Genomic DNA, 20,163 nt, shown 5'->3' with positions numbered 1-20,163 from the left:
AAAAATTGGCTAAAAAATCAATGATTGCTAAAAACGAACGCCCTGCAAAACATTCTACGCAAGAATATACTCGCTGCGAACGTTGCGGACGTCCACATTCAGTTTATCGTAAATTTCATCTTTGCCGTATTTGCTTCCGCGAACTTGCCTACAAAGGTCAAATTCCCGGCGTGAAGAAAGCTAGCTGGTAAAACAAACTCGCAAAAAGGAGGTAAATAGTTCAATGGTCATGACAGATCCAATTGCAGATTTTCTAACTCGTATTCGTAATGCCAACATGGTGAAACACGATACAGTAGAAGTACCTGCTTCAACAATCAAACGTGACATCGCTGAAATCCTTAAACGTGAAGGTTTCGTACGTGATGTTGAATATATCGAAGATGACAAACAAGGCATGATCCGTGTTTTCCTTAAATACGGTAAAAATGACGAACGTGTTATCACGAACTTAAAACGTATCTCTAAACCAGGCTTACGTGTTTACGTTAAAGCTGACGAAGTACCACGTGTACTTAACGGTTTAGGTATCGCAATCATTTCTACTTCTGAAGGTTTATTAACTGATAAAGAAGCTAGAAACAAAAACGTCGGTGGCGAAGTGCTAGCTTACGTTTGGTAATATCAAACAATCCATGAGGAGGTGTCTTTAAGTGAGCCGTATTGGTAATAAATTAGTCGTTATTCCTGCAGGAGTTGAAGTAACTCAAAACGGAAATAATGTTACTGTTAAAGGACCTAAGGGTGAATTAACTCGTACTTTTTCTTCTGATATTACAATGAATATTGAAGGAAACGAAGTATCATTCACTCGTCCAAACGACAGCAAAGAAATGAAAACAATCCACGGAACTACTCGTGCAAACTTCAATAACATGGTTATTGGTGTTTCTGAAGGATTCCAAAAAGCATTAGAATTAATCGGGGTTGGGTACCGTGCACAATTACAAGGTTCAAAACTTGTATTGAACGTTGGTTATTCACATCCAGTAGAGATGGTAGCTCCAGAAGGCGTTACAATCGAAGTACCTGCAAACACTCAAGTAATCGTCAAGGGTGCAGACAAAGAAGTAGTTGGCGAATTAGCTGCGAAAATCCGCGGAACTCGTCCTCCAGAACCTTACAAAGGCAAAGGTATTCGTTATGTTGGCGAATATGTACGTCGTAAAGAAGGTAAAACTGGTAAATAGTAGGTCCTACCTACATGCGGCTTAGGCCAGCTTATATATAGAGGTGACAATTGTGATTACAAAACCAGATAAAAATAAAACACGCCAAAAGCGTCATATGCGTGTACGTAACAAAATCTCTGGTACTGCTGAGTGCCCACGCTTGAACGTTTTCCGTTCTAACAAAAACATCTACGCGCAAGTAATTGATGACGTAGCGGGTGTGACGCTAGCAAGTGCCTCTGCCTTGGATAAAGAAATTTCAGGTGGAACAAAAACTGAACAAGCACAAGCTGTTGGTAAATTAGTAGCTGAACGTGCTTCTGAAAAAGGTATCAAAAAAGTAGTCTTTGACCGTGGTGGATACCTTTACCATGGCCGCGTAGCAGCTTTAGCTGAAGCAGCTCGCGAAAATGGACTAGAATTTTAGGAGAAGGAGGAACACCATTCATGGTTTATATCGATCCAAAACATTTGGAATTAGAAGACCGCGTCGTAGCGATCAACCGTGTTACTAAAGTTGTTAAAGGTGGACGTCGTCTACGTTTCGCAGCATTAGTAGTTGTCGGTGACAAAAATGGTCACGTAGGTTTTGGTACTGGTAAAGCTCAAGAAGTACCAGAAGCTATTCGTAAAGCAATCGAAGACGCTAAGAAAAACCTTGTCGAAGTACCAATGGTAGGAACTACGCTTCCTCACGAAGTTATTGGTGTATTTGGCGGCGGCCGTATCTTAATGAAACCAGCCGTTGAAGGTGCTGGAGTTGCTGCTGGTGGACCAGTTCGTGCCGTATTGGAACTTGCTGGCGTTGCTGACGTAACTTCTAAATCTTTAGGTTCAAACACACCAATCAACGTTGTTCGTGCAACTGTTGAAGGTTTAACTCAATTGAAAAAAGCAGAAGAAGTAGCTGCATTACGTGGCATCTCTGTTGAAAACTTAGCTAAATAAGGAGGGCGAATGAAATGGCTGAATTAAAAATTACTTTAAAACGCAGTATTATCGGACGTCCTCAAAACCAACGTGATACTGTTAAAGCGTTGGGTCTTAAAAAAATGAACAGCACAGTTGTTAAACCTGCCAATGATGCAATCAAAGGTATGGTTAACACAGTGTCTCATTTAGTGGACGTAGAAGAAGTTTAATACAACAAAAAATGATGATTAAATTCTAAGGAGGTGCCCATAATATGAAACTTCATGAATTACAACCTGCAGAAGGCTCACGTAAAGTTCGCAATCGCGTTGGTCGTGGTACTTCATCTGGTAACGGTAAAACAGCTGGACGTGGTCAAAAAGGTCAAAAGGCTCGTTCAGGCGGTGGTGTGCGTTTAGGTTTTGAGGGTGGTCAAACACCTTTATTCCGTCGTTTACCAAAACGTGGATTTACTAACGTTAACCGTAAAGAATATGCTGTAATCAATCTTGATGTGTTAAACCGCTTTGAAGACGGAACTGAAGTAACACCAGTTGCTTTAGTTGAAGCTGGAATCGTGAAAAACGAAAAAGCTGGAATCAAAGTTCTAGGAAACGGATCATTAGATAAAAAATTAACCGTTAAAGCAGCTAAATTCTCTAAAAGTGCTCAAGAATCTATTGAAGCTGCTGGTGGATCTATCGAGGTGATCTAATGTTCAAACTTTTAAAAGATTCTTTCAAAGTTCAGAACATCCGCTCTCGGATTTTATTTACTGTTTTAATGTTGTTAGTTTTTAGATTGGGTGCACAAATCACTGTTCCAGGTGTAAATGCACAAGGTTTGCAAGGCTTGAGTGAAATGCCATTTTTCAGAATGTTGAATATGGTAAGTGGCTCAGCTATGCAAAACTTCTCAATCTTTTCTATGGGGGTTTCTCCATACATTACTGCTTCAATTGTTATCCAATTGTTGCAGATGGATATCGTGCCTAAATTTGTTGAATGGTCAAAACAAGGGGAAGTAGGTCGCAAAAAGTTAAATCAAGCAACGCGCTATTTAACTTTAGTCTTAGCTTTCATCCAGTCTGTAAGTATTACAGCTGGGTTTGACTATTTTGCACAATTTGGTTTCGTTCCAAACCGTAACGTTCAAACGTTCGTTACAATTGGTTTGATTCTTACTGCTGGTACTATGTTTGTTACTTGGCTAGGAGAACAAATCACTGAAAAAGGAATTGGTAATGGCGTTTCAATGATCATCTTTGCTGGGATCGTTTCTCGACTACCGCAAAGTATTAAAGATATTTATGAAGATTATTTTGTAAATATTGATTCAAGTGATATCTGGAAATCAGTGATTTTTGTCATTATTTTACTTATTGCTATTGTGGTCATTGTTGTTTTTGTAACATATTTCCAACAAGCAGAAAGAAAAATTCCTATTCAATATACAAAACAAGTCGTGGGTGCACCTACTAGTAGTTATTTACCTTTAAAAGTAAATGCTGCAGGGGTTATTCCAGTTATTTTTGCTAGTTCATTCATTGCAACACCAAATGCGGTGTTACAAGCATTAGCTAGTAAGTATAGTGGGGAGAGCTGGTATGACGTTGTAACTAATTTATTTAGTTATAATACGATTCCAGGAGCTGCGATTTATACTGTTCTGATTGTTTCATTTACTTTCTTCTATGCATTTGTTCAGGTCAATCCTGAAAAATTAGCAGAGAATTTACAAAAGCAAGGAAGTTATATTCCTCGTGTAAGACCAGGTAAAGGAACGGAAGAATATGTATCCGCAATTTTAATGCGTTTAAGTGTTGTTGGTGCTATTTTCTTAGGGCTAATTGCTTTAATTCCGATCATTGCTCAAATGCTTTGGGACTTACCTCAATCAATCGGTTTAGGTGGAACAAGTCTTTTGATCGTTGTCGGTGTTGCATTAGAAACTGCAAAACAGTTAGAAGGACTCATGTTGAAACGACGTTATGTCGGCTTCATGGATGAAGAGTAGATTCGCGTGTTGAGGTTTTCCTCAACGCCGTTCTCGCTTCAATTACTTAGGAGGGAAATCAATGAACCTGATCTTAATGGGACTGCCAGGAGCAGGAAAAGGAACACAAGCAGAAAGAATTATTGCATCACACAATATTCCACATATCAGCACGGGGGATATGTTCCGAGAAGCAATCAAAAACGAGACTACACTCGGATTGAAAGCAAAATCCTACATGGACGCAGGGAATTTGGTCCCAGATGAAGTTACTAACGGTATCGTAAAGGAACGCTTAGCTCAAAAAGACACTGAAAAAGGTTTCTTATTGGATGGCTTCCCTCGTACTTTGGATCAAGCAAAAGCATTAGCTGAAATGTTGATTGACTTGAATAAAAAGTTAGATGCTGTGATTGAAATTCAAGTAGCAGAAGAAGTGTTAGTTGAACGTTTAGCTGGACGCTTCATGTGCCGCAATTGTGGCGCGACTTATCATAAAATCTTCAACCCTACAAAAGTAGAAGGAACTTGCGATCACTGTGGTGGTCATGAATTCTATCAACGTGAAGATGATAAGCCAGAAACAGTTAAAAATCGTTTGTCTGTTAACATTAAAAACAGTGAACCAATTTTAGCTTATTATGAAGAAGAAGGTTTGTTATATCCAGTTGATGGAGATCGTGAAATTGATGCCGTATTTGCGGATGTAGAAAAGATTATCGAAAAATAATTTGCCTACCGACTTGAAATGCAGTTTATCTTGCCAAGTTCGATGTTTTATGATAGAATATATCAGTCTGACTTCTAGCTTTTAGAAGTTAACTTTAGAATTAGGGTGGGAACTGCAGTTTCCGCCATTTTATCGTGTGAAAATGCGAAACAACTACAAGGAGGTACTCTGCGTGGCAAAAGAAGATATGATTGAAATCGAAGGAACAGTCGTCGAAACTTTGCCGAATGCAATGTTTAAAGTCGAATTGGAAAACGGACACGAAGTTCTTGCACACGTATCTGGTAAAATCCGGATGTATTACATTCGAATCCTACCTGGAGATAAGGTTACTGTTGAACTTTCTCCTTATGATTTGAGCCGTGGTCGCATTACCTATCGCTTTAAGTAAGTTGTACTCCGTAAAACTTCAGGAGGTAAAATCATGAAAGTAAGACCATCAGTAAAACCAATGTGTGAACATTGTAAAGTAATTCGTCGTAATGGACGCGTTATGGTGATTTGCCCAGCAAACCCAAAACATAAACAACGTCAAGGATAATTGGAGGTGTAATTAAGTATGGCTCGTATTGCAGGAGTAGATATTCCTCGTGATAAACGCGTGGTAATTTCACTTACTTATATTTACGGTATCGGAAATACTACAGCGAAACAAATTTTAGCCGACGCAGGCGTTTCTGAAGATGTTCGTGTACGTGACTTAACGAACGAACAAACAGACGCTATCCGTGCGGAAATCGATAAATTAAAAGTTGAAGGCGACCTACGTCGTGAAACTAACTTGAACATCAAACGTTTGATGGAAATCGGTTCTTACCGTGGAATTCGTCATCGTCGTGGCTTGCCTACACGTGGACAAAACACTAAGAACAACGCTCGTACTCGTAAAGGCCCAGCTCGCGCTATTGCCGGCAAGAAAAAATAATTAGTGAAGGAGGTTTAAATCTTCATGGTAGCAAAGAAAGTCAATCGTAAACGTCGTGTGAAGAAGAATATCGAAACAGGTATCGCTCATATTCATTCGACTTTTAATAATACAATCATCATGATCACTGATGCTAGCGGTAACGCAGTAGCATGGTCATCTGCAGGTTCATTAGGCTTCAAAGGTAGTAAAAAATCTACTCCTTTCGCTGCTCAAATGGCTGCTGAAACTGCAACGAAAGCTGCAATGGAACATGGATTGAAAAGTGTTGAAGTAACTGTTAAAGGACCTGGTTCTGGTCGTGAAGCAGCGATTCGTTCATTGCAAGCAACTGGTTTAGAAGTAACTGCAATTCGTGACGTGACTCCAGTACCTCATAATGGATGCCGCCCTCCAAAACGCCGTCGTGTTTAATGAGTGCCCAACTCTATGAGTTTTACAAGGAATGTCATTGAACAAGACACTTTTCGTTTTGAAAGGGGTAAAAAACAAGAATGATTGAATTCGAAAAACCAAGAATCACAAAAATTGATGAAGACAGAGATTATGGCAAGTTCGTTGTTGAACCTTTGGAAAGAGGTTATGGAACTACTTTAGGTAATTCTCTACGTCGTATTCTACTTTCTTCTTTACCAGGTGCTGCCATTACTAATATTCAAATCGATGGAGCGTTACATGAATTCTCAACCATCAAAGGTGTGCGAGAAGACGTTGTACAAATCATCTTGAATATCAAAGGTCTGGCTCTGAAGTTATTTGCTGAAGAAGAAAAAACCCTTGAGATCGATATTACTGGACCAGCTACGGTAACTGCCGGCGATATTATCGTTGACAGTGACGTTGAAATCTTAAACAAAGATATGTACATTTGTACTGTTGCTGAAGGCGCGACATTCCATGCACGTTTAACAGTAAAACCTGGTCGAGGCTATGTTCAAGCAGACGAAAATAAAAAGGAAGATATGCCAATCGGTGTCCTTCCGGTCGATTCAATCTATACACCAGTACGCAAAGTAAACTACCAAGTTGAAAATACACGTGTTGGTCGTCGAGATGATTTCGATAAATTAACGATGGAAATTTGGACTGACGGATCTATCATTGCTCAAGAAGCATTGAGTCTAGCAGCGAAAATTTTAACTGAACATTTGGACATTTTTGTAAATCTTACTGATGAAGCAAAAAATGCTGAAATCATGGTAGAAAAAGAAGAAACACAAAAAGAAAAAATGCTAGAAATGACCATCGAAGAACTAGACTTGTCTGTACGTTCGTACAATTGCTTGAAACGTGCCGGAATTAATACGGTTCAAGAATTAACGAATAAGTCTGAACCTGAAATGATCAAAGTACGTAATTTAGGTCGTAAATCACTTGAAGAAGTGAAAGCTAAATTACATGATCTTGGTCTAGGACTACGTAAAGACGATTAATATTGTTGACAAAGGAGGGAAACCTACGTGAGTTATCGTAAATTAGGACGCACATCTAGCCAACGTAAAGCTATGTTGCGTGACTTAACAACTGACTTAATTATCAATGAACGCATCGTTACGACTGAAGCTCGTGCGAAAGAAGTACGTTCAACTACTGAAAAGATGATTACCTTAGGAAAACGCGGGGATCTTCATGCACGTCACCAAGCTGCAAGCTTTGTACGTAATGAAATCGCTGATGTTCGTGAAGAAAACGAAGCTATCGTTGTTGAATCTGCATTACAAAAATTATTCAACGACATCGCTCCTCGTTACGCTGAACGTCAAGGTGGATACACTCGTATCTTAAAAACAGAACCTCGTCGTGGCGACAACGCCCCTATGGTTGTTTTAGAACTTGTATAATAATCACTCGTCACTTTATAGATGATTCTTTTAGAGTGTTATGATGTTGGAGATTTTCTCCGAGTCTAGCTCAGCGCCGCTTCCCAGATGTCTGGGAAGCCGGCACTCATCATAAAGTGTTTTTTTATACCCAAATTTACTGTCAAGACAGATAGGTATACAAAAGCATTTTATTGAGTATCTAGGATTGATAAAACAACACTTTTTTGCTAGGCTTAGAACAGATTTGGAAAAGAAGTAGAAAGGTATGACCATGAAGCCAATTATTGAGATCAATCAAATTGAATTTAGTTACCAAGAAGAATCAACTCCAGCGTTGAAAAATGTTAGTTTTTCAATTCAAAAAGGGGAATGGGTTGCAATCGTTGGGCATAATGGCTCAGGAAAATCGACTTTAGCTAAAACGATCAATGGCTTGCATTTACCGCAAAAAGGAAATGTTACTGTTGGCGGGATGGAATTGTCGTATGATTCTGTTTGGGACGTTCGCCGAATGGTTGGAATGGTTTTTCAAAATCCAGACAATCAGTTCGTAGGAGCAACTGTTGAAGATGATGTTGCTTTTGGTTTAGAGAATCAAGGAATCGAACGTGAAGAAATGCAGCGACGAGTGAAAGATGCATTGGAAAAAGTAAAAATGCAAGATTTTGCTACTCGGGAACCTGCTCGACTTTCTGGTGGACAAAAACAGCGCGTGGCAATTGCCGGCGTCGTAGCTTTACGTCCAGATATTATTATCTTAGATGAGGCAACAAGCATGCTAGATCCTGAAGGACGTGACGATGTGATCGCGACGATACGTAAAATCAAAGAAGAAAGTGATTTAACAGTCATCTCGATCACCCATGATATCGATGAAGCGGCAAGTGCTAATCGAATTTTAGTTATGCGTGAGGGAGAATTATTTCGCGAAGGAACAACGGAAGAAATATTTTCTGAAGGACCAGAGTTAGTATCATTAGGCTTAGATTTGCCGTTTCCTGAAAAACTGAAAGCTGCACTTAAAGAGCGTGGCATCGAAGTGCCTGCAAATTATTTAGACGAAGAAGGGATGATGGATTGGTTATGGACATCCGTTTTGAAAAAGTAAACTATGTATATCAACCGAATACTCCCTTTGAACAACGAGCTTTGTATGATATTGATTTAGATATTAAACAAGGTTCTTATACAGCGCTGGTTGGCCATACAGGCAGTGGGAAATCAACACTGCTACAGCATTTGAATGCTTTATTGAAACCAACTGAAGGACAAGTGATCATCGGTGATCGGAAAATTACGCCATCGACCGATAATAAAAATTTGAAGCCAGTTCGTAAAAAAGTTGGGATCGTCTTTCAGTTTCCTGAGGCACAATTATTTGAAGAAACAGTTGCGAAAGATATTGCCTTTGGGCCTAAAAATTTTGGTGTCAAAGAAGAGGAAGCCTTAGTTTCGGCTAAAGAGAATTTGAAAATGGTCGGCTTAGATGAATCGTATCTTGAACGTTCACCGTTTGAGCTTTCCGGAGGTCAAATGCGACGTGTAGCAATTGCGGGGGTTCTAGCCATGGAACCTGAAGTTTTGGTCTTAGATGAGCCGACAGCAGGGTTAGATCCAATGGGACGTAAAGAAATGATGGATATGTTTTTGCGGTTACATCGTGAAAAAAATATTACCATCGTTTTAGTGACACACTTAATGGATGATGTAGCTAATTTTGCTGATTATGTTTATGTTTTGGAAAAAGGGCAAGTAGTGAAACACGGAACACCGCAAAATGTTTTTGATGATGTCGAATGGCTTAAAGAAAAACAATTAGGTGTGCCTCAGGCGAGTGCGTTTGCTGAAAAGATGCAATTACGCGGAGCGAAGTTCACTGAGTTGCCATTGACTGAAAATGAATTGGCTGATTGGATCGTCACACATGCAGGAGGTCCTGCGAATAATGAATAAATTAATTTTTGGACGATATATCCCAGGGGATTCATTGATTCACCGGTTAGACCCAAGAGCAAAATTGCTCGCAAGTTTTTATTTCATTGGGATTATTTTTTTAGCCAACAATTGGCAAAGTTATCTATTTTTGGCCGTCTTTACTATGGTTGCTGTCTTAGCCTCTAAGATTAGTTTGAGTTTCTTTTTAAAAGGAATTCGCCCATTGATTTGGTTGATTATTTTTACTGTCGCTTTACAGATGCTCTTTACTCGTGGCGGTACGTTGTATTGGTCATGGGGAGTATTCAGTCTTTCTTCTTATGGAATCCAAAATGGACTGTTTATCTTTTGTCGATTTGTGCTGATTATTTTTATGTCAACATTGTTAACCTTGACGACACCCCCATTATCTATGTCAGATGCGATCGAATCTTTGTTGAATCCATTAAAAAGATTCCATTTTCCGGTTCATGAAATCGCATTGATGCTATCGATTGCCTTGCGTTTTGTTCCAACGCTGATGGATGAGACCGAAAAAATCATGAATGCTCAACGTGCACGAGGCGTTGATTTTAACGATGGTAGTTTGGTACAAAAAGTTAAAGCTATCGTTCCGTTATTGATTCCTCTATTTGTCAGCAGCTTCAATCGAGCAGAAGATTTGGCAACTGCTATGGAAGCTCGAGGATATCGTGGTGGTGAAGGCCGGAGTAAGTATCGGAAGTTGCAGTGGATGAATCGTGATACGATCGTCTTACTAGTTTTTGCTATTGTGACGGTCATTTTGATCTTTTTACGAAGTTAAGCTTGGAGGAATCCAAGCTTTTTTCTATTGGAATGGATAAAAAAAGCTGTTATAATGACACGAATTTATTGAGAAGGAGTTTTTTTAGCGGATGGTTAGATATAAAGCGGTAATCGCTTATGATGGAACAAATTTCAATGGCTTCCAACGTCAACCGAATGGTCGAACGGTTCAAGGTGAAGTCGAAAAAACCTTACAAAAAATGAATAATGGAACGCCAGTCACGATTATAGGTTCTGGCCGAACAGATGCAGGTGTCCATGCGATTGGTCAAGTGATCCATTTTGATTATCCGCAAGAAAGACCTTTAGAACGGATGCGTTTTGCGTTAGATACACAAACACCAGATGATATAGCCGTTTCATCTGTAGAAATTGCTGCTAATGATTTTCATGCGCGGTATCATGTAACTGAAAAAACGTATCATTTCAAAGTTCAAATCGCAAAACCACGAAGTCCGTTTCGTCGTTTTTATGCATCATATTTTCCTTACCCGATAGATCTTGATTTGATTCGTCGGGCCTTGCCAGATTTATTGGGTACACATGATTTTACTTCTTTTTGTGCTACGGGTGGAGCGATTGAAGACAAAGTACGGACGATCTATCAAGCCGATTTAGAAGTTGATGAGACGGGGACCGAATTGACCTTTATTTTTAGAGGTAATGGTTTTTTATATAAAATGATCCGAATTTTGGTCGGAACACTTTTGAAAATCGGAAATGGCCGGATGCCAGCGGATAGTATTCCAGCGATCCTTGAAGCGAAAGATCGTAATTTGGCAGGGCCGACAGCACATCCAGAAGGGCTTTATTTAGCAAAAGTAAACTATGAATAGTAAAAAGCACGCTAAATTGATTTAGCGTGCTTTCTTTTTGCAAAATTGTCCTACGAAAAATACAACTAGCTAAGATTTACTGTTAATGACGATAAACTTTTTTTGGTTTTAGCATTCGTAAGTAGAGGATAAATAATCCAATCGAAACTACAAATGAAATAGCTCCTATAATAAAGCCTTTTGGCATATAACTAAAAGTGACAGTATGTTTTCCTTTAGGTACATGGATACTGATAAAAGCATCTTGGAAAGCTTTGATATCGACTTTTTTTCCATCAACTTTCGCTGTCCAGCCTTCATCATAAGGGATGGTAGTGACTAAAGTTTGTTCTTCATTAGCATTGACGGTTCCTTGAGCGCTATTTTTACCAGTTTTTAATGCCACACCGTTTTCTTGGATCTTATCGACAGCCAATTGATAAGCAATCGTATCCAGAGCTAGTACTTGCGGATTTTGGAAGCTAATTGATTTTGTCCCATAGAAACTAGCAGTAAATGTTACAGTCGTAGCAGCTGGATAATACCCTAGATCATAATACTGACCACTGATACTGATTTGAGCTTGACGTGTCTGACCATTGGCAGTCACGGCTGCTGTAGAACTTTCTAATTCTGAAAAATTATAAGGATACAGACTTAGGTATGCTTGGGTGTTTGCAGGGACTTGAACAGTCCAGGAAACATCTTTAGCGACATTGCTTTGTTTTTCGGCAATTGTCGTAATATTACCAGAATTTGTGACGGTCGCATTTTTAGTTGAAACTTGAGTCATCGGCAAGAATTTGAAATACTGAAGCTGTTCTTGTGACAAAGCATTGAACAATTGCATTTGGGTTCCAAGATTATCATTGGACAAAGCTTTTAAATTATCGACACTTGTTGGTGCCGTAAAGGCTAATGGTAAAGCGTTGCTATTTTCAAAAAGATTGTATTCACCGGAACTCTTAGTTTTAGTAAAGCCGTATTTATTCAAATTGGTCGTTTTAGCAATGTTGTACTTGATACCTGTAAAGGCATCTGCCAACAAGGTATTGTTTTGATAACGAATATTTAAATTTGTTCCGCGAGAACGGAAACCTAATTGATCTAAGTAGCTGGATGAGTGGCGATTGCGAATCGAAGAAAACATGCTGACTCCGCTATAGCCATAATTAAAGGAATCATTCGACGAAACAGGATCTAAATTCTCTAGTCGATAAAAACTTTTATTGTCACTTTTTGTCTTATCCACTAAATTTTTAATATCTGGATAGGGTGCAGTATACAGACTGCGAGAAGCATAATTCCAATCTTTTAAGATCCCGCGAACCATGAAGTCGCTGTTGACAGCTGCTTCGGAACACATAAGCAGTAATAACATGATACTCAATGTTTTAAGCGGAAGTTTATTAAAATGATAGCCTGTCAGTAACAAGGCATATAAGGCTAAGAAACCTAATGTGATATATAGTGAAATGTCTTTTAAGTAATTATAATCTTTGCCTTTTGTTCCCCAGAAGATCGCAAAAACGGCAATTAGGAGTAACAAGGAGGCAACCAATTGTAAGAGATTCTCACGATCGAGTTGTTCCCAGCCCCAAGCAGCCAAATTAATGACCAAGAAGGATAGAAGGTAAGCATAACGGAATAAAAACATATTCGGTGCATGCATACCATGCCAGAACAAATTCATTGGTTGAATATAAAAACTAGCAATCAAAATTGCAAAAATCATGCCGTAGGCCAATTTATTTTTCCAAGGGATCTTTTTACAGATAAAGAAAAACAAACAAAGTGCTAAAGGTAAGAGGCCAATATAAATGAACGGAATCGAACCATATTTGGTCGTATCGTACGAGCCGATCATATTTTTAGCGATGAAATCCCACCAACCAGTAGCTTCGGTCTTAAATGTTGTGATCTGTGTCAACTCTTCCCCGTTGGTTCGTAAATCTAAAACGGAAGGAAGAATCATGATCATCGATGCAAACCCTGCTAATAGTGAGGTGATCGCATAAGGCAAGATACTTTTTTTGTATTGTTTCCAATTAGTAGCTAAACGAGCAATAAAATATAAGACGGAGAAGATCCCGATCATAAAGCCCATATAAAAACTTGTTAAAAACAACATTAAATAGGAAACAAAAAGAACCGTCGGCTTTTTCAAATCCATCACCCGGTTGATTCCTAAAATAATCAATGGGAGATAAATAAAGGCGTCCAACCACATGATGATCTCCGAATGTGCGATAGCAAAAGACATCAAAGCGTAAGCGACGCTCAATGCGACACGAGACCAATCTGGAAGTTTGAAGCTGCCTTTGGCGTAAAACCAAAAAGCTAGTCCGGCAGCACCGATTTTTAGGATAGTTAGAAAATACAAAGCATCCGGCATCAGCTGATTGGGAAAGAAAATCACTAAAGGTGTAAAAAATCCGCCTAAATAATAGGAGACTAAGGATAGATAATTCAACCCTAGAGAAGTGTTCCAGTTATAGAAAATTCCTTGCTTTCCTAAAAGCATATTTCGAAAACTTGCATGGAAATTCGAAAATTGAGAAAAAGCGTCACTGGCTAAAACGCTTCGGCTTGATCCGGGATAAATCCCAATCGTCAAGTAGACGGCCACCATGATCAACGCTGGCAAGAAAAAGCTGGCTAATAAATACCATCGATTTTCTTTGAGATAGTTCTTCATAATAAAAATCACCCATCTTCTTTCAACAGACTACTCAAATTTTACCATAGAAGCGATTGGATTTTGTGAAGGAGCTATGAAACGCAAGCAAAGATTTATAAAATTATCCGCAAAAAGAAAAAGAGTCGACAGCGTCGACTCTTTTTGTGCGTTTTCAATTATAGAAATCATTGACCAAAATGAAAAAAGTCAAAATAAAAAACCGCTCGTGATTGAACGGTTTGGTTTGATTGGATAATATTAAACGCGCTCAACTTTTCCAGATTTCAAAGCACGAGTTGAGACCCAAACTTTTTTAGGTTTTCCGTCAACTAACACGCGAACTTTTTGTAAATTAGGTTTTACAGTACGTTTAGTAGCGTTCATAGCGTGAGAACGGTTATTTGCACTTCTTGTTTTACGACCAGTAAAATAGCAAACTTTTGCCATGTGATGTTTCCTCCTTTTGCCTTGATGTTGGAGCGCTTCTTTGGCTCATACTAAAATAACTTATCACATATCATTAAAATTAGCAAGTGAATTTTTTTAGAAAGATTGACATTCAAGGCATTTGCGGGTAAATTATACTCTGTTAGCGTAAAGACTTTGAAAAAAGTTGCAAATACTTAAAGAGCAAGAAGAAAGATTGTGTAAGATGAGCCGGTCTTATCGATAAATCACAATGAAACTTTCTTTTATTTGTCGTAGGGCTATGATAAACTGTTATAGTAGAAAAAATGGGCGATTAGGCCTATTTAAGGAGGCTAACAACTATGGCTGTGAAAATCAATACACAGACAGGTATGATCGAAATTTCAAACGAAGTCATCGCGACGGTTGTCGGCGGTGCAGTTACTGACGTGTTTGGTATCGTCGGTATGGCTAGCAAAAATCAAATTAAAGATAATATCACAGAGATTTTAAGAAAAGAAAATTATTCACGCGGCGTTGTTGTACGTCAAGAAGAAAATGGAATCGCAGTCGACGTTTATACAATCGTTAGCTACGGCACAAAAATCTCCGAAGTATCTCGGAATGTCCAAGAAAAAGTAAAATATAACTTGGAAACGATGCTAGGGGTTACGGCTAATTCAGTGAATGTGTATGTTCAAGGTGTGCGTGTTCTGCCAGACTAAAGGCAGTGTTCTTAAGGAGGACTATGTAAGTGAAGGTAACAGAGATCAGCGCAAGTCAATTTCAAGAGATGGTTGAGGCTGGCGCTAAACGTCTGCAAGTCAATGCAGAGTATGTCAATTCATTAAATGTATTCCCAGTGCCTGATGGCGATACTGGTACCAACATGAATTTATCCATGACCAGTGGTGCAACTGCTGTTGTCAATTCTGCTTCAGATAAAGTTGGAGAATTAGCGAATGTCTTAGCGAAAGGATTGTTGATGGGCGCGCGAGGAAATTCTGGCGTTATCTTGTCACAATTGTTCCGTGGATTTTCTAAGGCTATTTTAGATGTGGAAACATTAAATGCTGAAGATTTAGCAAAAGCATTGGTTCACGGTGTGGAAACTGCTTATAAAGCAGTCATGAAACCTGTAGAAGGTACGATCTTAACGGTCGCACGTGAATCAGCAAAAGCTGGCGAACGTAAAGCCAAACAAACAGACGATGTGATCGAAGTGATGACAGACGTTGTAAAATTTGGTAAAAAAGCATTGGACAAAACACCTGATATGCTGCCCGTCTTAAAAGAAGTAGGCGTAGTCGACAGTGGTGGTCAAGGTCTGTTGTTTATCTATGAAGGTTTTTTAAGTGCGTTGACAGGTGAATTCCAAGCCGACGATACGTATGAACCAAGTCCAGCTGAAATGGACGAAATGGTCAATGCAGAACACCATCGCAGTGTCCAAGGTCAATTAGCGACAGAAGACATTACTTTTGGTTATTGTACAGAAATCATGGTTCGTCTTGGTGAAGGTCCAACGGTCGATAGCGCGTTTGACTATGATACATTCCGCAATTATTTAGATGGTATCGGTGATTCATTATTAGTTGTTAATGATGAAGAAATCGTAAAAGTCCATGTTCATACGGAACATCCTGGGGAAGTTATGAACTACGGCCAAAAATTTGGTGCGTTGATCAAAGTGAAAGTTGATAATATGCGTCTACAACACGAAACAATTTTGGAGCATGATGAAGAAGTAACTGCTTTTGAAGCAACTCCAGCTGAACGCAAACCCTTTGCTGTGATCGCGATTGCAGCTGGTGAAGGTGTTCAAGAATTGTTCAAGAGTTTAGGTGCTGATTATGTTATCAGCGGCGGACAAACAATGAACCCAAGTACTGAAGACATCTTGAAAGCAATCAAGGAAGTCAATGCTGACCAAGTAGTCGTATTGCCGAATAATAAAAACATCTTTATGGCTGCTGATCAAGCTGCCGAAGTTTCTGAGATTCCTGTAGTAGTCGTACCAAGTAAAACAGTATCTCAAGGGATGACAGCAATGTTGGCTTTCAATGGAGAGCAAAGTTTGGAAGACAATAAAACAGCGATGACGGATATGTTGGAATCAGTAATCAGCGGACAAGTCACTCACGCGATTCGCGATACATCAATCGATGGTGTTGAAATCCACGAAGGGGATTTCTTAGGAATGATCGATGGTAAAATCGTTCTTTCTGAACCAGATCAATATCAAACAACCCTTGATACATTAAACAAAATGATCAATGAAGATATTGAAATCATCACGATCATCGTCGGTGAAGATGGAAATCAAGCAGAAGCTGAAAAAATCAGTGAAGCATTAGAAGCAAGTCATCCGGACTTAGAAGTTGAGATCCACGAAGGAAATCAACCAGTTTATCCATACTTGCTTTCAGCAGAATAGTAATAAATTTATAGTAGTAATAAAGTGAAGGGAGTGGGCCAAGTGAAGTTGGTGCGCTCCTTTTGTTAGTTTTGCATTACATAGATGAAAGAGAGGAGGAGGACTATGGGAATCCAAGAAGCTGTATCCGTATTACCTGGCGTCGGACCTAAAAGAGTTCAAATATTGGCTGAGTTGGGAATTGTAACTGTCGAAGATCTGTTGAGTTATTATCCTTTTCGCTATGAAGATATCCAAGAAAAGAATTTGTTAGAAATCAATGATCAAGAAAAGGTCACATTAAAAGGGGTAATCGTTTCTGCACCAGTGGTTAGCCGTTTTGGTTATAAAAAAAGTCGGTTACAATTTCGAATGATGCAAGAACATGCGGTATTTATGGTGTCCTTCTTTAATCAGCCTTATTTGAAAGAGAAAATCGAAGTTGGGGAAGAATTAGCCGTTTATGGAAAATGGGATGCCAAGCGAAAATCGATGAATGGGATGAAAATCTTAGGCGGGAAACAAACGGAAGAGTATGCACCGATTTATCATGTGACGAAATCAATCCGTCAAAGTACACTAGTAGATTTGATCAAGGTGTCCTTTGAAAAATTTGGTGATCAAGTACCCGAAGACCTGCCAGAGTATCTGTTGGAAAAATATCGGTTGATGCCAAGAAAGCAAGCGATGCGTGCGATGCATTTTCCCAAAAATCCAGCTGAAAGCCACCAAGCCAAGCGGCGTGTTGTCTTTGAAGAATTTTTCTTATTCCAAATGCGGATGCAAGGGTTGAAAAAAAGTGAACGGAGCGAAAAGAATGGTATAGCGATCCGTTATGACGTGGAACGGTTAAAAACATTCACCCAGACATTGCCTTTTGAATTAACGGATGCTCAAAAGCGTGTGACGAATGAGATCTGTTATGACCTGCGTAGTCAAAAGCATATGCAACGTTTATTACAAGGGGATGTCGGTAGCGGGAAAACCGTGGTTGCGGCCATTGCATTGTATGCTGCGATGACAGCTGGTTTCCAAGGAGCTTTAATGGTTCCAACTGAAATTTTGGCGCAGCAGCATTTAGAAAGTCTAATCCAACTATTTGATTCTTTAGAAATGAATGTGGCCTTACTGACAGGATCAACCAAAACTAAAGAACGACGTGCTATTTTAGCCGGTTTGCAGAATGGTGAAATCGATGTGATCGTAGGAACACATGCCTTGATCCAAGACGATGTTCAGTTCAATAATTTGGGCTTGGTCATAACGGATGAACAGCATCGATTCGGGGTGAATCAACGGCGCGTGTTAAGAGAAAAAGGTTTGCATCCTGATGTTTTATTCATGACCGCAACACCGATTCCTCGGACGTTAGCAATTACTGCTTATGGTGAGATGGATGTTTCAGTTATTGATCAAATGCCGGCTGGACGAATCCCAATCAAGACTAGTTGGATCAAATCAAAGCAATTAGAACATACTTTGGATTGGGCAAAGCTTGAACTAAAGGCGGGACATCAATTGTATGTGATCTGTCCATTGATTGAAGAATCAGAAGCGTTGGATGTGAAAAATGCGACAGAAATCTATGAGCATTTGAGTGAGTATTATGCACCAGACTATCAAGTAAGTCTATTACACGGTAAGATGAAAAATGCGGAAAAAGAAGCGATCATGGAAGAATTCAAAGACAACCAAAGTCAAATTTTAGTTTCCACTACAGTAATTGAAGTTGGTGTGAACGTACCGAATGCGACAGTGATGTTTATCATGGATGCGGATCGTTTTGGCTTAGCTCAATTGCATCAATTGCGTGGCCGTGTCGGCCGTGGCTCCGACGCCTCTTATTGCGTTCTAGTGGCAAGTCCCAAAAATGAGATGGGTAAAGAACGAATGAAGATCATGACTGAAACTAATAATGGGTTTGTTTTAAGCGAAAAAGATTTAGAATTACGTGGGCCGGGGGAAGTCTTTGGCTTCCGTCAATCAGGCTTGCCGCAATTTCTAATTGCCGATCTAGTCAATGATGCGAATGTTTTAGAAGTGGCTCGAGATGAAGCCAATCAAATCTGGCAATTAGAGGACTGGCGAACAGATCCAGCCTTTGCCCCATTAGCTAAGATGCTCAAACCAATTGAAACAGGTGAAACCTACTTTGACTAATGCTATACTGAGTTGTGTGAAAAATGATTAGCTAGATAATAGAAACGGCTAATTTAGATTGAAATATATATTTCGCTTGCGGAAATAAATACATTGGAACGAAAAAGGATGCCAGTCCAACTATCTTGTTTAGTTAGGAAAATAAATTATTTTGAATTAACTAGTTGGATGGTATACGGCTTGAGAATCAGAATTATTTTCGCTTGTGGAAAATAAATACATTGAAACGAAAAAGGATGCCAGTCCAACTATCTTGTTTAGTTAAGAAAATAAATTATTTTGAATTAACTAGTTGGATGGTATACGGCTTGAGAATCAGAATTATTTTCGCTTGCGGAAAATAAATACATTGAAACGAAAAAGGAGAGAGTTTTTTCATGAGAATCGCTGTAGATGCTATGGGCGGAGATTTTGCTCCCAAAGCTATTGTAGAAGGTGTAATGTTAGCACAAAAAAAACATCCGGAGATTGAATTTCAATTATATGGAAAAGAAGACGCCATTCGTCAATATCTAACGAATGAAAAAAATATTACGATCATTCATACTGATGAAAAAATCAATAGTGATGATGAACCAGTGAGAGCTATCCGTCGTAAAAAGAATGCCTCAATGGTCTTGGCTGCCCAAGCAGTAAAAGACGGCAAAGCTGATGCCATTTTTTCTGCTGGAAATACCGGTGCACTCTTAGCTGCAGGCTTGTTCGTAGTTGGCCGAATCAAAGGAATTGAGCGTCCTGGTTTGATGTCAACATTACCTGTTTTAAATGGAACAGAAGGTTTTGATATGTTGGATTTAGGTGCAAATGCTGAAAATAAAGCAGAACACCTTCATCAATACGCAATCTTAGGTTCTTTTTATGCAAAACATGTTCGTGGAATCGAAAATCCTCGTGTAGGATTGTTAAATAATGGGACGGAAGAAACAAAAGGCAGCGAATTAACAAAAGAAGCCTTCAAACAGCTACAAGCAGAAGAAAGTATCAACTTTATCGGTAATGTGGAAGCCCGTGAATTGTTAAATGGCGTGGCAGATGTAGTAGTGACGGATGGGTTTACGGGAAATGCCGTCTTAAAAACGATTGAAGGAACTGCTATGGGCTTGATGACATTATTAAAGGGCAGTATCAATGATGCCGGTGTAAAAGGAAAATTAGGCGCTGTGATGTTGAAAGACACTTTATACGGTTTGAAAGACAAGCTTGATTATTCTGCTCACGGCGGCGCAGTATTATTTGGTCTTAAAGCGCCTGTCATCAAAACACACGGATCGACTGGTCCAGAAGCAGTAGCTAATACGATTGACCAAATCCATCTAATGTTAGAAACAGATGTTGTAGGTCAATCAGTGGAATTTTTTGAAACCCACCAAGGGTAAGACTGTCCA

The 20,163-nt window shown here is 39.3% G+C and carries 25 protein-coding genes; 23 read left to right on the top strand and 2 right to left on the bottom strand.

Features of this window, described 5'->3' with window-relative positions; genetic code table 11:
- Window positions 1–5: 5 nt before the first annotated feature.
- The 19 genes from ACQKTA_RS07830 (at window position 6) to truA (ending at window position 11,135) form a co-directional block, all read left to right on the top strand.
- On the top strand, window positions 6–191 hold the full coding sequence (locus ACQKTA_RS07830) for a type Z 30S ribosomal protein S14 (RefSeq protein ID WP_332580455.1): 186 nt from the start codon (window positions 6–8) through the stop codon (window positions 189–191).
- Window positions 192–223: 32 nt separating this feature from the next.
- Window positions 224–622 (top strand): 30S ribosomal protein S8, encoded by a 399-nt coding sequence (rpsH, locus tag ACQKTA_RS07825; RefSeq protein ID WP_332580454.1) that lies wholly within the window; start codon window positions 224–226, stop codon window positions 620–622.
- A gap of 31 nt (window positions 623–653) precedes the next feature.
- Window positions 654–1,190, top strand: a complete 537-nt coding sequence (rplF, locus tag ACQKTA_RS07820; protein ID WP_427813364.1) for a 50S ribosomal protein L6 — start codon at window positions 654–656, stop codon at window positions 1,188–1,190.
- Window positions 1,191–1,242: 52 nt separating this feature from the next.
- A complete protein-coding gene (gene rplR / locus ACQKTA_RS07815; protein WP_010747204.1) occupies window positions 1,243–1,599 on the top strand; it encodes a 50S ribosomal protein L18 in 357 nt (118 codons plus the stop codon).
- 20 nt (window positions 1,600–1,619) lie between these two features.
- Window positions 1,620–2,120 carry a 30S ribosomal protein S5 gene (rpsE, locus tag ACQKTA_RS07810; RefSeq protein ID WP_332580452.1) on the top strand — a complete coding sequence of 167 codons (501 nt, stop codon included), beginning with the start codon at window positions 1,620–1,622 and terminating at the stop codon, window positions 2,118–2,120.
- Window positions 2,121–2,134: 14 nt separating this feature from the next.
- Complete coding sequence (gene rpmD, locus ACQKTA_RS07805) at window positions 2,135–2,314, top strand: 50S ribosomal protein L30 (RefSeq protein ID WP_010747202.1); 180 nt, start codon at window positions 2,135–2,137, stop codon at window positions 2,312–2,314.
- 44 nt (window positions 2,315–2,358) lie between these two features.
- Window positions 2,359–2,799: a 50S ribosomal protein L15 gene (gene rplO / locus ACQKTA_RS07800; RefSeq protein ID WP_071857873.1), complete on the top strand. Its 441-nt coding sequence runs from the start codon at window positions 2,359–2,361 to the stop codon at window positions 2,797–2,799.
- A complete protein-coding gene (gene secY, locus ACQKTA_RS07795; protein WP_332580451.1) occupies window positions 2,799–4,100 on the top strand; it encodes a preprotein translocase subunit SecY in 1,302 nt (433 codons plus the stop codon). Before rplO ends, secY begins: the two co-directional genes overlap by 1 nt.
- 61 nt (window positions 4,101–4,161) lie before the next feature.
- A complete protein-coding gene (locus tag ACQKTA_RS07790; RefSeq protein ID WP_407855074.1) occupies window positions 4,162–4,809 on the top strand; it encodes an adenylate kinase in 648 nt (215 codons plus the stop codon).
- A 172-nt stretch (window positions 4,810–4,981) separates the two neighbouring features.
- Window positions 4,982–5,200, top strand: a complete 219-nt coding sequence (gene infA, locus ACQKTA_RS07785) for a translation initiation factor IF-1 (RefSeq protein WP_010742771.1) — start codon at window positions 4,982–4,984, stop codon at window positions 5,198–5,200.
- 33 nt (window positions 5,201–5,233) lie between these two features.
- Entirely contained in the window at window positions 5,234–5,350 is a 117-nt protein-coding gene (gene rpmJ, locus ACQKTA_RS07780; protein ID WP_010742772.1) for a 50S ribosomal protein L36, read from the top strand.
- A gap of 18 nt (window positions 5,351–5,368) precedes the next feature.
- Window positions 5,369–5,734 carry a 30S ribosomal protein S13 gene (gene rpsM / locus ACQKTA_RS07775; RefSeq protein WP_071857870.1) on the top strand — a complete coding sequence of 122 codons (366 nt, stop codon included), beginning with the start codon at window positions 5,369–5,371 and terminating at the stop codon, window positions 5,732–5,734.
- A 24-nt stretch (window positions 5,735–5,758) separates the two neighbouring features.
- The gene (gene rpsK, locus ACQKTA_RS07770) at window positions 5,759–6,148 is read left to right on the top strand and encodes a 30S ribosomal protein S11 (RefSeq protein ID WP_010742774.1); all 390 of its coding nucleotides are present in this window, start codon (window positions 5,759–5,761) and stop codon (window positions 6,146–6,148) included.
- An 80-nt stretch (window positions 6,149–6,228) separates the two neighbouring features.
- Window positions 6,229–7,167, top strand: a complete 939-nt coding sequence (locus ACQKTA_RS07765; protein WP_071857868.1) for a DNA-directed RNA polymerase subunit alpha — start codon at window positions 6,229–6,231, stop codon at window positions 7,165–7,167.
- A 27-nt stretch (window positions 7,168–7,194) separates the two neighbouring features.
- Window positions 7,195–7,575, top strand: a complete 381-nt coding sequence (gene rplQ, locus ACQKTA_RS07760; protein ID WP_427813363.1) for a 50S ribosomal protein L17 — start codon at window positions 7,195–7,197, stop codon at window positions 7,573–7,575.
- A gap of 253 nt (window positions 7,576–7,828) precedes the next feature.
- Window positions 7,829–8,665, top strand: coding sequence for an energy-coupling factor ABC transporter ATP-binding protein (locus tag ACQKTA_RS07755; RefSeq protein WP_427813362.1), 837 nt, complete (start codon window positions 7,829–7,831; stop codon window positions 8,663–8,665).
- Window positions 8,641–9,510 (top strand): energy-coupling factor ABC transporter ATP-binding protein, encoded by an 870-nt coding sequence (locus ACQKTA_RS07750; RefSeq protein ID WP_427814526.1) that lies wholly within the window; start codon window positions 8,641–8,643, stop codon window positions 9,508–9,510. The genes ACQKTA_RS07755 and ACQKTA_RS07750 overlap by 25 nt, the downstream gene beginning before the upstream one ends.
- Window positions 9,500–10,297: an energy-coupling factor transporter transmembrane component T family protein gene (locus ACQKTA_RS07745; RefSeq protein ID WP_427814525.1), complete on the top strand. Its 798-nt coding sequence runs from the start codon at window positions 9,500–9,502 to the stop codon at window positions 10,295–10,297. The genes ACQKTA_RS07750 and ACQKTA_RS07745 overlap by 11 nt, the downstream gene beginning before the upstream one ends.
- A 91-nt stretch (window positions 10,298–10,388) precedes the next feature.
- The gene (gene truA / locus ACQKTA_RS07740) at window positions 10,389–11,135 is read left to right on the top strand and encodes a tRNA pseudouridine(38-40) synthase TruA (RefSeq protein WP_427813361.1); all 747 of its coding nucleotides are present in this window, start codon (window positions 10,389–10,391) and stop codon (window positions 11,133–11,135) included.
- Window positions 11,136–11,217: 82 nt separating this feature from the next.
- On the opposite strand, the gene ACQKTA_RS07735 is transcribed toward truA, so the two are convergent.
- Window positions 11,218–13,812, bottom strand: a complete 2,595-nt coding sequence (locus ACQKTA_RS07735) for a YfhO family protein (RefSeq protein ID WP_427813360.1) — start codon at window positions 13,810–13,812, stop codon at window positions 11,218–11,220.
- A 240-nt stretch (window positions 13,813–14,052) separates the two neighbouring features.
- The gene (gene rpmB / locus ACQKTA_RS07730; RefSeq protein ID WP_010747188.1) at window positions 14,053–14,241 is read right to left on the bottom strand and encodes a 50S ribosomal protein L28; all 189 of its coding nucleotides are present in this window, start codon (window positions 14,239–14,241) and stop codon (window positions 14,053–14,055) included.
- Between the two features lie 323 nt (window positions 14,242–14,564).
- Between rpmB and ACQKTA_RS07725 the strand changes: the two genes are divergently transcribed.
- The 4 genes from ACQKTA_RS07725 (at window position 14,565) to plsX (ending at window position 20,154) form a co-directional block, all read left to right on the top strand.
- Window positions 14,565–14,927: an Asp23/Gls24 family envelope stress response protein gene (locus ACQKTA_RS07725; protein ID WP_316401957.1), complete on the top strand. Its 363-nt coding sequence runs from the start codon at window positions 14,565–14,567 to the stop codon at window positions 14,925–14,927.
- Window positions 14,928–14,956: 29 nt separating this feature from the next.
- The gene (locus ACQKTA_RS07720) at window positions 14,957–16,639 is read left to right on the top strand and encodes a DAK2 domain-containing protein (RefSeq protein ID WP_332580445.1); all 1,683 of its coding nucleotides are present in this window, start codon (window positions 14,957–14,959) and stop codon (window positions 16,637–16,639) included.
- 105 nt (window positions 16,640–16,744) lie between these two features.
- The gene (gene recG / locus ACQKTA_RS07715) at window positions 16,745–18,778 is read left to right on the top strand and encodes an ATP-dependent DNA helicase RecG (RefSeq protein WP_427813359.1); all 2,034 of its coding nucleotides are present in this window, start codon (window positions 16,745–16,747) and stop codon (window positions 18,776–18,778) included.
- Window positions 18,779–19,155: 377 nt separating this feature from the next.
- Window positions 19,156–20,154, top strand: a complete 999-nt coding sequence (gene plsX / locus ACQKTA_RS07710; protein ID WP_332580443.1) for a phosphate acyltransferase PlsX — start codon at window positions 19,156–19,158, stop codon at window positions 20,152–20,154.
- The last annotated feature ends 9 nt before the right edge of the window (window positions 20,155–20,163 follow it).

Origin of the sequence: Enterococcus sp. 22-H-5-01 (assembly GCF_050310005.1) — a bacterium.
Taxonomy (GTDB): domain Bacteria; phylum Bacillota; class Bacilli; order Lactobacillales; family Enterococcaceae; genus Enterococcus_A; species Enterococcus_A hailinensis.
Note: the sequence above shows the minus strand (reverse complement) of the source record. Positions and strands in the feature narration are given on the sequence as shown.